Consider the following 12,949-nt stretch of genomic DNA (forward strand, 5'->3'; position numbering starts at 1 on the left):
TTGCCCATCTCAGTCCAAATTCTCGACACTCCTCAGCACCTTTCTCATCTCGTCCTTTGCCAGTTTCGATCGACCAGAAATCAGAAAAGCCGCGATATAGACCAGCTTATCGATAGCGTCAGCGACATTTCCCGGTCTGTAGTCTATTACCACGCGTCGCGCATTCGTCTCGGCGGCCGCCAGTTCCAGAAGCCGTTTTGCGTGATCGGCATCGAAAAGGTCATCCGAGTTCTCGCCAACGACCCGCTGACCCGTTCTCTTACCAAAAGCCTGCATGTGAGCATCCGTCACAACGACGAGTCTGACAGGCATTTCCTCGCCACTTTTTACCATTTCGATCTCCATCTTCCCTTTTCCCGCGAAGCGGTCTTGCTCTTGCCCATGGGGCAGGAGCCCCGCTCCTGCACCTGCGGCGTCGCAAGTGAGACCGGGAGAGAGGGGGCAAGCAGCGGCGAAGAGCGGGCAAAGCCCGCCCTGCCTGATGGTGCGCAACGCGGTTGCACCTGAAATGGTGCGACCGACTTGCTGCATCGAAAGGTCGAGGCGATGCTTGTGGGGAGAGAGGGCAGAGCCCTTTCTTCCCTCTAAAAACAATGAACTTGGTTGGGATCAGAATCGGATCTGTGGAACCTTCGGCGACTCTCTAGCTGTGAGTTCATGCTGAACCGCGACTTTTAGAGTTAGAGTTTATTCATATCAATGTCTGTTTGCGACAAGTTTCTGACGGAAGATCTCTGCCGGTGTTTTGTAACCCAGACATTTGCGCGGCGTATTGTTGAGGCGACTGCAAATGAATGTCAGATCCCGGTCAGTTATTGCCAGCGGATCGATGTCTCTTGGAAGCCAGCGTCTGGTGCGTCTGTTGGTGTTTTCGACAGTGCCTTTTTGCCAGGGTGATTGTGGGTCGCAAAACCATGTTTGCGATCCGATACCGGCCTGCAGATAGGCCCATTCCGTGAACTCGGTGCCCCGATCAAAGGTGATCGACCGGCGTGCAATACGGGGAAGGGGTTGCAGCACGGTAATCAGTCCATTCATGACAGCACGGGACTGACGATCATTGTTGCGCAACAGGACGGTAAAGCGGCTGACCCGTTCGACCAGAGACGTTACATTGGCCTTGCCGAACTTCTTGCGAAACTGGATCAAATCACATTCCCAATGCCCAAACTGTTTGCGTTTGGCCACTACGTCTGGACGGTGCAGGATGCTCAGTTCCGGCGAAAAACGGCGTCCATGACGTCGTCTTGCATGTCGTGGCCGTCGTTTGGTACGGCGCTCGGGCAGATGCTTCCAAAGCCCATCTTTCCGACCCTCGGCAGAATAGACAAACTGATAGATCGTTTCATGGCTGACAGAAATGGGGTGACGTTCCAACCGCATTCTGCCGGCAATCTGTTGTGGTGACCACCCATGGCTTATGCGGTCGACAACCGATTGACGCAAATGAGCAAAACGAATGAGCTTGCGTTGCCGCGATCGCCGCTCACGCGCTTTCTGATCCGCAACCGTGCAGTAATAACCGGTCAGATCCTTGATCTCATCATCGTTAAACCGATTGCGCTTGAGCTCACGGAAAATGGTTGAACGGTGACGGCCAAGTTTCTCGGCGATAGTTTCGACAGAAATATTTTCCATACGCCAGCGCGCGATCTTGCGCCGCTCATCCAAGTCAATATGCGAGTAGGTCCTTTGCATGACAGGTTCCTTGCTTGGGATAACTCATTGTTATCGCTTGCAAGTCGCACTTCAAGCTAGAACCCACCAGCTTACAAACGATGTTTTAGCAAGTTAAAGTTGCGACGTTCCCAGCAGATTACAGATGCGACAGGTGCTGACGTTCAGCCCCCATTCCGAGAGGCTGGTCGGGGTTGCAAACGAGGAATGGGGGCGGGTGAATATCCACCTCTCCGGCTTTAGCTTTCTCAGTAGCAATTGCTCTGTCAACAGTTGATACTCGGCTCACCTGCATCGGGCAGGACAGGGATCCAAGTCGTACAATGCTACCAAAAATCTGCCTGCAAGGTGATGTCGATATCGCTGCACTCTCACCACTGCTTCGCGGTATGCTACTTGCAATCGCCTACGCGCAGCGCGAGGGCGGCATCGGATTAACGGCAACCGGCGCGATGAACCGCAAATTCGTACACTGGGCTGCTGAGAACTTCCTCTGGCCTAGGTTCACAGCCAAAGACCTCTACAGCATGCACAAGGTGCTCAATGAAAACGACATGCCACCGCTTTGTGTCGTGCACGACCTGACCCGTTATCTGAAGCTTCTTCGCCGTAGGAAAAATGTACTGCTGCCAACCAAACGTGGCCTGGAGTTTCTGGTAAGTCCGCAAGCCTTCTTCGATCTGATCGCCACCGATTATCTCTATTCGTATATTCATGCCACCGAACGTAAAGAGGCGATTCAGACACGATTACGTTGGTGGCGTATGTATCTCAATCTTCTCAATATCAAGACCAGAGAAGGGTGTAATGCGATGGACATTGTAAAAATACTCTATCCGGATACCGCTCATCTGTCCGACACTGAAATAACCGTCGATGCCTGGGACCTGAAATTCGAGCTTCAATACGATGTCCTGCGACGCTTATGCTGGCTCGGCCTGCTTTTTGAGGCAAGAGAAGGGCTCAACTTGCTTGACGACGGAACCTTCCACAAAACACCGCTCTGGACAGCTTGCCTGCAATTGGAGTCAGATACGCAAAGTGATATCGGCGTCCATTGACGCCCTCTATTCCGGCGCTGGCTGTCTCAATAAAGCTTGTTCTCGCCGGGCAATGACGGCGGGGTCGTTCATGTAAGCTGTGCGCGATTTACGCTCTCGCTTCTGATACCCGTTCCCGACACTGCCGTCAGGTATACCAAACATATGGTTGGCCTGACCGGTACGACGCGGACCGCTTTTGCTGCGTTGCTGCTCCCGTCCCGCCTGCATCTCAGCGACGATCGACAGCATGTCATCCAGCCGTTTGTTCTCGACAACAGGTGAGCGATGAATGGAACGAAGCTTGTCGAATGTTGTATAGGGCAGGGTGTCCGTACCGTGCATGATCTCCAGACGTCCATCGGGATAGTCGCAGACAATGACCTTCTGCCGCGCAAGCCGCTTTGCAACTTCGCTCGGTTCCAGGATGAACAGCACTTTATCATAGCGTAGTGTCAGTGTTTGTGACAGCGTTCGCACTTCCTTCCGGCACAGTGCGTGTTTCACTAATTACGGGACAGGTTTTTCAGTAAAGAGCGATCGCGGATTTCACTAAGTCGCGGACAGCGTTTTCACAAATGTGCGGACAGTTTTGGCGCAAGTTTTGCGGGCGCCGTTTGAGCGTGATTTCTTCTTGATTTTAGTCAGGAGAGGCCATGCCGAAGCGGAAGCAAGCGAGACGCATTACGATGAGGGATATTCGATCTATTTTGCGATTGACCTTTGAACAGGGCTTATCTGTTCGAGAGGTTTCAGAACGTCTTCGAATGGGGAAGACCACTGTTTCCACCTATTTGTACAGGGCCCGTGAAGCGGGTCTCTGCAGCTGGCCTTTGCCTGTGGCCTATGACGATGACGCGCATCTCGAGAAAGTGGTGTTCAAACGAACGGGTCGGCCACCTCGGGACACGCAGGCTCCAGATTTTGCCTACGTTGCGCGAGAATTGAAGCGCAAGGGTGTGACGCTGACGCTGTTATGGCAGGAATATCGCGCAGTTCATCCGAACGGTTACGGCTTTACGTGGTTTGCGACCCGGTTTGCAGCTTTTGAACGCAAGACATCTGCAACCTATCGCAACCGGCATGAGGCCGGAGCGACGATGCAGACCGACTATGCGGGCCAGACGGTACCGATCGTTAATCCACAGACCGGAGAGGTCCGTCAGGTGCAGATTTTTGTCGCCGTTCTTCCGGCATCCAATCTGACCTTCTCCTATGCCAGCCTGAGCCAGAAGTTGCCGGACTGGATCGAAGGGCAAAAACGGGCGCTGAACTATTTTGGTGGTGTTACGAAGGCCATTGTCTGCGACAATCTCAAGTCAGGTGTCGCGGTTGCCCTGTGGTTTGAGCCGACGATCACCGCGACATTTGAAGCCTTTAGTGAACATTACGGCACGACAATCTTGCCAACGCGGGTAAAAAAGCCCCGGGACAAGGCCAAAATTGAGGGCGCGGTTTTAATCGCAGAACGCTGGATTCTGGCACGGCTTCGCAACCAGACCTTCTTCTCGCTGGAGGATCTGAATATCGCCATTGCCGGTCTTCTTGAAGACCTCAATGGTCGCGTCATGCGTCATTACGACAAAACCCGCCGTCAGTTGTTCGAAGAGATAGAGCGCGAGGCTCTAAAGCCGCTACCGGCGACAGACTTCGAATATGCGGAGTGGAAATCAGCCAAGGTCCATCCCGACTACCACGTCGAGGTGGCAAAGACCTTCTATTCCGTGCCGCATCAGTTGATCGGCAAAATGATCACCGTGCGCCTGACGCATCGGATGGTCGAAATATTCTTCAACCATAAGCGCGTCGCGTCCCATCGCCGCCGTTCCGAGCGCAACGGACACGTCACGGTGAAAGAACATATGCCCAAATCCCATCAGCGGCATGCCGGAATGAGCGCGGCAAGCCTGATCCGGCAGGCCAACGGCATCAGCACCAATACAGGAATTTTTGTCGAACGGGTCATCCGCGACAAACCACATCCGGAACAGGGATATCGCGCAGCGCTTGGCATCCTCTCCCTTGCCCGACGCTATGAACACGACCGCCTTGATGCCGCCTGCGAGCGGGCGCTTGTCATCAATGCGCTGACGTATACGTCGGTTCGTTCCATTCTTCAGTCCGGGCTCGACCGGGCGGGCACGGTCATGGAAACCGGCAAGCCGCTGCCCACTCATTCCAACATTCGCGGTCGCGGCTATTACCATTGAAATCGCTGGCAATAACGCTGGCGTCCTGCCTGAAGCCCCTGAGGCGCTACGCAATGTGGAAAGCTTCTCGCCCCAGGGGCCTCAGGCTTCATCGATCGAGCTGACAGCACGAAACGAAGTCTGTCAGCATCGCCAACCCACAGAAAGAAGGAATGACAATGTTGACCAATCCAACGCTTGACCACATGTACACGCTCGGTTTGTCAGGCATGGCAGCCGCCTGGCGAGAATTGGCGGAGCAACCCGAAGCCCGGGCGATGGAGAAGGAAGAGTGGCTGGGCCTCATGCTCGACCGGGAGATCGCCGTGCGCGCCGATAAACGGCTGACGGCGCGTCTGGTGGCGGCAAAGCTGCGCTTTCCGGAAGCCAGTGTTGAAGATATCGACTTCCATGCGGCCCGTAATCTCGACCGACGGGCGACAATGGCGCTGGCGCAGGGACAATGGCTTAAGAACCATGAGAATTTGATCGTTACAGGGAAGACTGGCACTGGCAAGTCGTGGCTGGCCTGTGCGCTGGGACGTCAGGCTGCCCGACACGACCACACGGTTCTCTATGTTCGTGCGCCCCGTCTCTTCGAAGACCTCGCCATGGCCAAGCTGGACGGTCGCTATCCAAGGCTCATGAACCGTCTGATGAAGGTCCAGTTGCTGATACTTGACCACTTCGCCACCCACACGCTCAACGATCAGCAGCGTTTCCATCTCTTTGAAATCATCGAAGAGCGATACCAACGAAGGTCGACACTCATCACCGCTCAAGTTCCTGTGAATACCTGGCACGACCTGATTGGGGATGCGACGGTCGCCGATGCGATATTGGACCGCGTCGTCCACAATGCTCATCGCATCAATTTAGAGGGGGATAGCATGCGAAAGGCAAAATCCGGCATTGACGCCGCGCCAGGCTTCAATCACGAAAACAACTGACAATGATCAAAGGACAGGCCTGAAAACGAGACGCCAAAAACTGTCCGCACTTTAGTGAAATCGCAACACGCGATTTAATGAAATCACTGTCCGTGTTCAGTGAAATACGCACCCATGCCGCGCAAGATTGCATCCAACTCGTCCGGATCCGAGATGTCCCGATCCTCGCACCATTCGGCGCGCAGGATCGCTTGGTGGATCGGATGAACGCAAAGCCCCATCCTGTTTGCGGCGATAAATATGTGCGATGCCAGGTCCGCATCGGGGCACATGTATCGTGGGCTCGGGTTCACTTCGAGCCCGAGTCTCCTGCACCATCGCCTCAGTTCGACCACCCGGTAGGCCTGGCGCTCGGGTGCGCGCTCGCTGAGGAGCACGCCTCCCGTGCGTCGATAGACGTCAGGAAGGTCGACGGGCATCCAGTTGATCCGCACGCCGTGGTCGGAAGCGATCTTTACGAGGCGATCCGCCCCGAGATAGGCCCAATCGGAATTTAGCCAGAAGTAATAGTCAATCGCCGTCATGAGGCACCTGCGGGAGCGGTCGACGGTTCATTGCCCCTCTTGGCTGGCCGCGGTACAGTGAAGTGCTCCGCGTTATGCATCCGCCACGCGCTGATGAAGGCGACGATGGAGAGTCCCACAAGATACCAGATAACGTATCGCGGATCGCCGTCATTCAGCGACAGCAGCCATGTGGCTATGATCGGGGCCAAACCGCCGCCGATTGCGCCCGACACCTGCACGGCAAGAGAGATGCCGCTATAGCGTACCGCAGGCGAAAACTGGCTTGAGAACAGCGACCCTTCGGGCCCGTACAAGCAGGAGTAGACCAGTCCAGTGGCAAGGATCATCGCCATGTTGATCCAGAATGCCTCTTTGGTGGCCAACAGACCGAAAAATGCAGGAGCAGCGATCAGAATTGCTGCAGCTCCTGCCATGAACATTCGCTTGTGACCTATTCTGTCTCCCATCATCCCGGCGAGGGGCATGACGAAGAACGCTACGGCTGCACCCCAGATCGTCGCGTCAAGGATGACCTTGCGAGGGATGGCGAGGGCGGTCGTTGCATAGGCGAGAGCAAAACTCGTCACCGTGTAGAACCAGGTAACTTCGGCAAGCCGGCCACCGACCACCGTTAGCACTTCCCGCGGATAGTTGCGGCAAACTTCGAAGAAGGGAACGTCTACTTCTCTTCCTTGGTTTCCATCCGTTCGAAATCGGGAGATTCGGCGATCTTCATGCGGATGAACCAGCCGACGCCGAGCAGGACGACGCTGGCGAGGAACGGTATGCGCCAGCCCCAGGCCAGCATGTCTCCTTCCGGCAATTTGGCCACAAGGCCCATCGCCAGTGAAGACAGGATCAGTCCGGGCGCAACGCCTGCCTGTGGCAGGCTGCCGAACAACCCTTTCTTCCCCTCAGGAGCATGCTCGACCGCCATCAGCACAGCCCCGCCCCATTCGCCGCCAACTGCAACTCCCTGGAGAAAGCGCATTATAACGAGCAGCAATGCTGCCCAATAGCCGATCGTCTCATAGGACGGGATCAGGCCGATGAGAATTGTCGGCACGCCCATCAACATCAAGGTAATGAGCAGCATCGACTTGCGTCCGACGCGGTCGCCGAAATGTCCGAAGATGATGCCTCCCAACGGCCGAGCGAAGAATCCGACCGAATAGGTGGCAAAGGCTGCCAGCGTGCCCATGAACGGATCGAAGTCTGGAAAGAATATTTTGTTGAAGATCAGTGCGGCGGCCGTGCCGTACAAGAAGAAATCGTACCATTCGATCGTCGTGCCAATCATGCTGGCAATGCCGGCGGTCACATATTGTTTTTTTGGCCGGGGTAGCAAGGCAGCCTCTCCTGACGGACTACGTGATCCCATCTCAGTTCCTCCCTGTTTCAATTGGATTTGTGCGCCCCTGCTCGAGCAGGGGCGGCGCATGCACAATATCGGCGACTGGCTCTTGCCAGTTAATTGTGGACTATCGGGCGATCGGCGTGGGAACCGCGCTGTGCGTCTGCCGGCACCAATAGTCGAAGGTGGCGTTCACGATCGATGGCTTTAGCAGATAGTCATGCGCCTCCCGCGCGAGCGCGTCGTCCACCGGCGTGAGCGGCCCGAAGGCCTGCGCCCTGATCTGCATGCGCGCCGCCCGTTCGAGATAGACCGAAAGATAGGTGGCCTCCTCGACCGACTTGCCTGCAGTAAGGTAGCCGTGATGGGCGAGGATGATCGCCCGCTTGCCTCCAAGAGCCTCCGAGATCAGGACGCCTTCCTGGTCGGCGATCGGCACACCCGGCCATTCGCCGAGGAAGGCACAATCATCATGGAGTGGCGTCATGTCCATCTGGGAAATGACGAGAGGCTGCCTCGCCGCCGCCAAGGCCGACGCCCATGGAGAATGGGTATGGATCAGCGCGTTCACGTCCGGGCGGGCGTCGTAGACCCAGAGGTGGAAGCGCGTGGCGGGATTGGCCATGCCGTCGCCCGTCAGCGTGTTGAGATCGCGATCGACTTCGATGAAGTCGTCTGGCGTCGCCTCGTCAAAGCCGAGTCCGAAGCGCAATGTCCAATAGGCGTTTGGCCGTTCGGAGCGGAAGCTGATCTGACCGGCCAGTCCCGCCTCCTGCCCCGTCATCGCCAAGATCCTGCAGGCATATGCAAGGGTCTCCTTGTCGGTCCGCTTTCCCTTCTTCAGGTGTTGAGACATCTCACGCGTCGCGCGGTCGTCAAAATATTCCTTGGACCTCAGTGCCTGGGTCATCTAATTCTTCCCTAACTGTTCAGCGCTTATTTTTTGCCGAAGGCAATATGGATGCCGAGATGCCGTGATGGCCATGCAGCAGGGCTCATAGCAGAAATGAGGTGGAGTCCGGCAAAGGTCGGCTCATCCGGCATTGGCCCGGGCGGTCTGAATGAGATCGTATACTAGCGGTGGAGGAGCTTTGTTGTTGCTCACGATGGCAACGACAAGCCGGCTCATCCGAGGTCGGATAATGCGGCTCTTCTTGAGGCGATAGTCGGCAATCAGTCGGTCCGGAATTCGTTCGGGCAAGACGCAGATGCCGACGCGCGACGAGATGAGCCGCAGCATGGCATCGACGGTCTCCGCCTCGGCGACGATTTCGGGCCCAAGACCGCTGGTCTGGAGCATTTTTCCAAGCGCGTAATGGGCAGGGAACGCGACGAACCGAAATCGTTTCTTGGTCAGGTCGAGTTCATCCGGGAGAGCTTCATCCGCCGACGCGATGATGCACATCTCGTCTTCGAAGAGCGGAGTCGACGCAACGGTATCGGTATCGACCGCCGAGTCGTAAAGGAAGCCGAGGTCCGCCTTGCCGCCCTCGACGAGCGCGACAACTTCCGACGAACTTCGTCCCAGCAGCGACAGGTTCACACGTGGGTGCTTGCTGACGAATTCGGCGACGATGTCGGCCATGAAGTAATAGCTCAAGGTGTGGATGACGGCGAGGCGGACTTGCCCTTCGCTGATGCCTTCGCGGTCCCGAACCGCCTGCAAGGCGGCATCGATGCTGGTGTAGGCGGGTATTGCCGCTTCAAGCAGCTTCTCTCCCGCCTGAGTGAGTTCGACGCCGCGTCCCGTTCGCAAAAACAGGGATTTGCCCAAATAGGCCTCGAGTGCAGCGAGGGAACGGCTGAGGCCAGATTGGGTGAGATCAAGCGCGTCGGCCGCCCTCGACAATGATTTCAGTTCGGCGATCTTGAGGAAATGCCGCAGAAGCCGGTCAGGATTGTCCATTCGTGCCGATAGCTCCGAGTTCAGATGCTGGTGCATCGCGGCCAATAGACTAGATTATTGGGAGCTACACGAGCTAACAATCATACCGAAATCATAGTCCGCTCTTCTATCGTGTCAATCGGCGTTTAAACGGGACCCCTTATCGGCGTCCAAAAAGTACCCCTCCTTTAGGTTGCAAGGTATAGCGTGCGTATTTCACTGAACACGGACAGTGATTTCATTAAATCGCGTGTTGCGATTTCACTAAAGTGCGGACAGTTTTTGGCGTCTCGTTTTCAGGCCTGTCCTTTGATCATTGTCAGTTGTTTTCGTGATTGAAGCCTGGCGCGGCGTCAATGCCGGATTTTGCCTTTCGCATGCTATCCCCCTCTAAATTGATGCGATGAGCATTGTGGACGACGCGGTCCAATATCGCATCGGCGACCGTCGCATCCCCAATCAGGTCGTGCCAGGTATTCACAGGAACTTGAGCGGTGATGAGTGTCGACCTTCGTTGGTATCGCTCTTCGATGATTTCAAAGAGATGGAAACGCTGCTGATCGTTGAGCGTGTGGGTGGCGAAGTGGTCAAGTATCAGCAACTGGACCTTCATCAGACGGTTCATGAGCCTTGGATAGCGACCGTCCAGCTTGGCCATGGCGAGGTCTTCGAAGAGACGGGGCGCACGAACATAGAGAACCGTGTGGTCGTGTCGGGCAGCCTGACGTCCCAGCGCACAGGCCAGCCACGACTTGCCAGTGCCAGTCTTCCCTGTAACGATCAAATTCTCATGGTTCTTAAGCCATTGTCCCTGCGCCAGCGCCATTGTCGCCCGTCGGTCGAGATTACGGGCCGCATGGAAGTCGATATCTTCAACACTGGCTTCCGGAAAGCGCAGCTTTGCCGCCACCAGACGCGCCGTCAGCCGTTTATCGGCGCGCACGGCGATCTCCCGGTCGAGCATGAGGCCCAGCCACTCTTCCTTCTCCATCGCCCGGGCTTCGGGTTGCTCCGCCAATTCTCGCCAGGCGGCTGCCATGCCTGACAAACCGAGCGTGTACATGTGGTCAAGCGTTGGATTGGTCAACATTGTCATTCCTTCTTTCTGTGGGTTGGCGATGCTGACAGACTTCGTTTCGTGCTGTCAGCTCGATCGATGAAGCCTGAGGCCCCTGGGGCGAGAAGCTTTCCACATTGCGTAGCGCCTCAGGGGCTTCAGGCAGGACGCCAGCGTTATTGCCAGCGATTTCAATGGTAATAGCCGCGACCGCGAATGTTGGAATGAGTGGGCAGCGGCTTGCCGGTTTCCATGACCGTGCCCGCCCGGTCGAGCCCGGACTGAAGAATGGAACGAACCGACGTATACGTCAGCGCATTGATGACAAGCGCCCGCTCGCAGGCGGCATCAAGGCGGTCGTGTTCATAGCGTCGGGCAAGGGAGAGGATGCCAAGCGCTGCGCGATATCCCTGTTCCGGATGTGGTTTGTCGCGGATGACCCGTTCGACAAAAATTCCTGTATTGGTGCTGATGCCGTTGGCCTGCCGGATCAGGCTTGCCGCGCTCATTCCGGCATGCCGCTGATGGGATTTGGGCATATGTTCTTTCACCGTGACGTGTCCGTTGCGCTCGGAACGGCGGCGATGGGACGCGACGCGCTTATGGTTGAAGAATATTTCGACCATCCGATGCGTCAGGCGCACGGTGATCATTTTGCCGATCAACTGATGCGGCACGGAATAGAAGGTCTTTGCCACCTCGACGTGGTAGTCGGGATGGACCTTGGCTGATTTCCACTCCGCATATTCGAAGTCTGTCGCCGGTAGCGGCTTTAGAGCCTCGCGCTCTATCTCTTCGAACAACTGACGGCGGGTTTTGTCGTAATGACGCATGACGCGACCATTGAGGTCTTCAAGAAGACCGGCAATGGCGATATTCAGATCCTCCAGCGAGAAGAAGGTCTGGTTGCGAAGCCGTGCCAGAATCCAGCGTTCTGCGATTAAAACCGCGCCCTCAATTTTGGCCTTGTCCCGGGGCTTTTTTACCCGCGTTGGCAAGATTGTCGTGCCGTAATGTTCACTAAAGGCTTCAAATGTCGCGGTGATCGTCGGCTCAAACCACAGGGCAACCGCGACACCTGACTTGAGATTGTCGCAGACAATGGCCTTCGTAACACCACCAAAATAGTTCAGCGCCCGTTTTTGCCCTTCGATCCAGTCCGGCAACTTCTGGCTCAGGCTGGCATAGGAGAAGGTCAGATTGGATGCCGGAAGAACGGCGACAAAAATCTGCACCTGACGGACCTCTCCGGTCTGTGGATTAACGATCGGTACCGTCTGGCCCGCATAGTCGGTCTGCATCGTCGCTCCGGCCTCATGCCGGTTGCGATAGGTTGCAGATGTCTTGCGTTCAAAAGCTGCAAACCGGGTCGCAAACCACGTAAAGCCGTAACCGTTCGGATGAACTGCGCGATATTCCTGCCATAACAGCGTCAGCGTCACACCCTTGCGCTTCAATTCTCGCGCAACGTAGGCAAAATCTGGAGCCTGCGTGTCCCGAGGTGGCCGACCCGTTCGTTTGAACACCACTTTCTCGAGATGCGCGTCATCGTCATAGGCCACAGGCAAAGGCCAGCTGCAGAGACCCGCTTCACGGGCCCTGTACAAATAGGTGGAAACAGTGGTCTTCCCCATTCGAAGACGTTCTGAAACCTCTCGAACAGATAAGCCCTGTTCAAAGGTCAATCGCAAAATAGATCGAATATCCCTCATCGTAATGCGTCTCGCTTGCTTCCGCTTCGGCATGGCCTCTCCTGACTAAAATCAAGAAGAAATCACGCTCAAACGGCGCCCGCAAAACTTGCGCCAAAACTGTCCGCACATTTGTGAAAACGCTGTCCGCGACTTAGTGAAATCCGCGATCGCTCTTTACTGAAAAACCTGTCCCGTAATTAGTGAAACACGCAGCATGGGCATGGATGCAGAGGCCATCGGCGCGGAAGCGGAGAAGCCGGAGACGGAGGCGCAGTACCGACGCTTCACTGATGCAGCGGTCGCAGCCGGGCCGGTGTGTTCGGCTCCCCATCCTATATCTTTGATGGTGAGTTGTTCTGGGGCCAGGACAGGCTCGACATGCTGGGGGAAAGGATCGTGCGCGTGCCGACCGGGGCTCACGCGTTGCGTAGCGGCGACGGGTCATGATCGCGTTGTCGTCAGGCGCAGCACCAACGTAGCGCTTCAACTCCTTGGAGCGCGACGAAACACCCCGTGGTTGCTGAAGGCGATCATGGATCCACATTCCGATTGAGATCATCCCCATCGCACGAAGCCTAGGATGGCGCCAAATTATCC

The 12,949-nt window shown here is 56.2% G+C and carries 12 protein-coding genes and 1 pseudogene; 3 read left to right on the forward strand and 10 right to left on the reverse strand.

Features of this window, described 5'->3' with window-relative positions; translation table 11 throughout:
- Positions 1-9: 9 nt before the first annotated feature.
- The gene (locus CQZ93_RS26750) at positions 10-531 is read right to left on the reverse strand and encodes a hypothetical protein (RefSeq protein WP_181153524.1); all 522 of its coding nucleotides are present in this window, start codon (positions 529-531) and stop codon (positions 10-12) included.
- Between the two features lie 165 nt (positions 532-696).
- Entirely contained in the window at positions 697-1,698 is a 1,002-nt protein-coding gene (locus CQZ93_RS24935; RefSeq protein WP_105545321.1) for an IS30 family transposase, read from the reverse strand.
- Positions 1,699-2,000: 302 nt separating this feature from the next.
- On the opposite strand from CQZ93_RS24935, the gene CQZ93_RS24940 reads away from it, so the two are divergent.
- Positions 2,001-2,738: a hypothetical protein gene (locus CQZ93_RS24940; RefSeq protein ID WP_105545322.1), complete on the forward strand. Its 738-nt coding sequence runs from the start codon at positions 2,001-2,003 to the stop codon at positions 2,736-2,738.
- Positions 2,739-2,744: 6 nt separating this feature from the next.
- Here the strand turns inward: CQZ93_RS24940 and CQZ93_RS24945 are convergent.
- Positions 2,745-3,215 (reverse strand): annotated as a pseudogene (locus tag CQZ93_RS24945) (ISNCY family transposase); the annotation flags it as partial.
- Between the two features lie 158 nt (positions 3,216-3,373).
- On the opposite strand from CQZ93_RS24945, the gene istA (CQZ93_RS24950) reads away from it, so the two are divergent.
- Together istA (CQZ93_RS24950) and istB (CQZ93_RS24955) are read left to right on the forward strand one after the other, a co-directional pair.
- A complete protein-coding gene (gene istA, locus CQZ93_RS24950) occupies positions 3,374-4,927 on the forward strand; it encodes an IS21 family transposase (protein WP_105545323.1) in 1,554 nt (517 codons plus the stop codon).
- Between the two features lie 158 nt (positions 4,928-5,085).
- Positions 5,086-5,856 (forward strand): IS21-like element helper ATPase IstB, encoded by a 771-nt coding sequence (gene istB, locus CQZ93_RS24955; RefSeq protein ID WP_105545324.1) that lies wholly within the window; start codon positions 5,086-5,088, stop codon positions 5,854-5,856.
- An 83-nt stretch (positions 5,857-5,939) separates the two neighbouring features.
- On the opposite strand, the gene CQZ93_RS24960 is transcribed toward istB (CQZ93_RS24955), so the two are convergent.
- From CQZ93_RS24960 to istA (CQZ93_RS24985), 7 genes are all read right to left on the reverse strand, one after another.
- Positions 5,940-6,380: a 2-hydroxychromene-2-carboxylate isomerase gene (locus CQZ93_RS24960; RefSeq protein ID WP_105545325.1), complete on the reverse strand. Its 441-nt coding sequence runs from the start codon at positions 6,378-6,380 to the stop codon at positions 5,940-5,942.
- Positions 6,377-6,991 carry an MFS transporter gene (locus CQZ93_RS27120; protein ID WP_286154299.1) on the reverse strand — a complete coding sequence of 205 codons (615 nt, stop codon included), beginning with the start codon at positions 6,989-6,991 and terminating at the stop codon, positions 6,377-6,379. The genes CQZ93_RS24960 and CQZ93_RS27120 overlap by 4 nt, the downstream gene beginning before the upstream one ends.
- A gap of 50 nt (positions 6,992-7,041) precedes the next feature.
- Complete coding sequence (locus CQZ93_RS27125; protein ID WP_286154300.1) at positions 7,042-7,743, reverse strand: MFS transporter; 702 nt, start codon at positions 7,741-7,743, stop codon at positions 7,042-7,044.
- A 100-nt stretch (positions 7,744-7,843) separates the two neighbouring features.
- Complete coding sequence (locus CQZ93_RS24970; protein WP_105545326.1) at positions 7,844-8,626, reverse strand: aldolase; 783 nt, start codon at positions 8,624-8,626, stop codon at positions 7,844-7,846.
- 123 nt (positions 8,627-8,749) lie between these two features.
- The gene (locus CQZ93_RS24975; RefSeq protein ID WP_105545327.1) at positions 8,750-9,622 is read right to left on the reverse strand and encodes a LysR family transcriptional regulator; all 873 of its coding nucleotides are present in this window, start codon (positions 9,620-9,622) and stop codon (positions 8,750-8,752) included.
- Between the two features lie 298 nt (positions 9,623-9,920).
- Positions 9,921-10,691 carry an IS21-like element helper ATPase IstB gene (gene istB, locus CQZ93_RS24980; protein ID WP_105545324.1) on the reverse strand — a complete coding sequence of 257 codons (771 nt, stop codon included), beginning with the start codon at positions 10,689-10,691 and terminating at the stop codon, positions 9,921-9,923.
- Between the two features lie 158 nt (positions 10,692-10,849).
- The gene (istA, locus tag CQZ93_RS24985; RefSeq protein ID WP_105545323.1) at positions 10,850-12,403 is read right to left on the reverse strand and encodes an IS21 family transposase; all 1,554 of its coding nucleotides are present in this window, start codon (positions 12,401-12,403) and stop codon (positions 10,850-10,852) included.
- Positions 12,404-12,949 lie beyond the last annotated feature (546 nt).

This window comes from Ochrobactrum vermis (assembly GCF_002975205.1).
Lineage (GTDB): Bacteria > Pseudomonadota > Alphaproteobacteria > Rhizobiales > Rhizobiaceae > Brucella > Brucella vermis.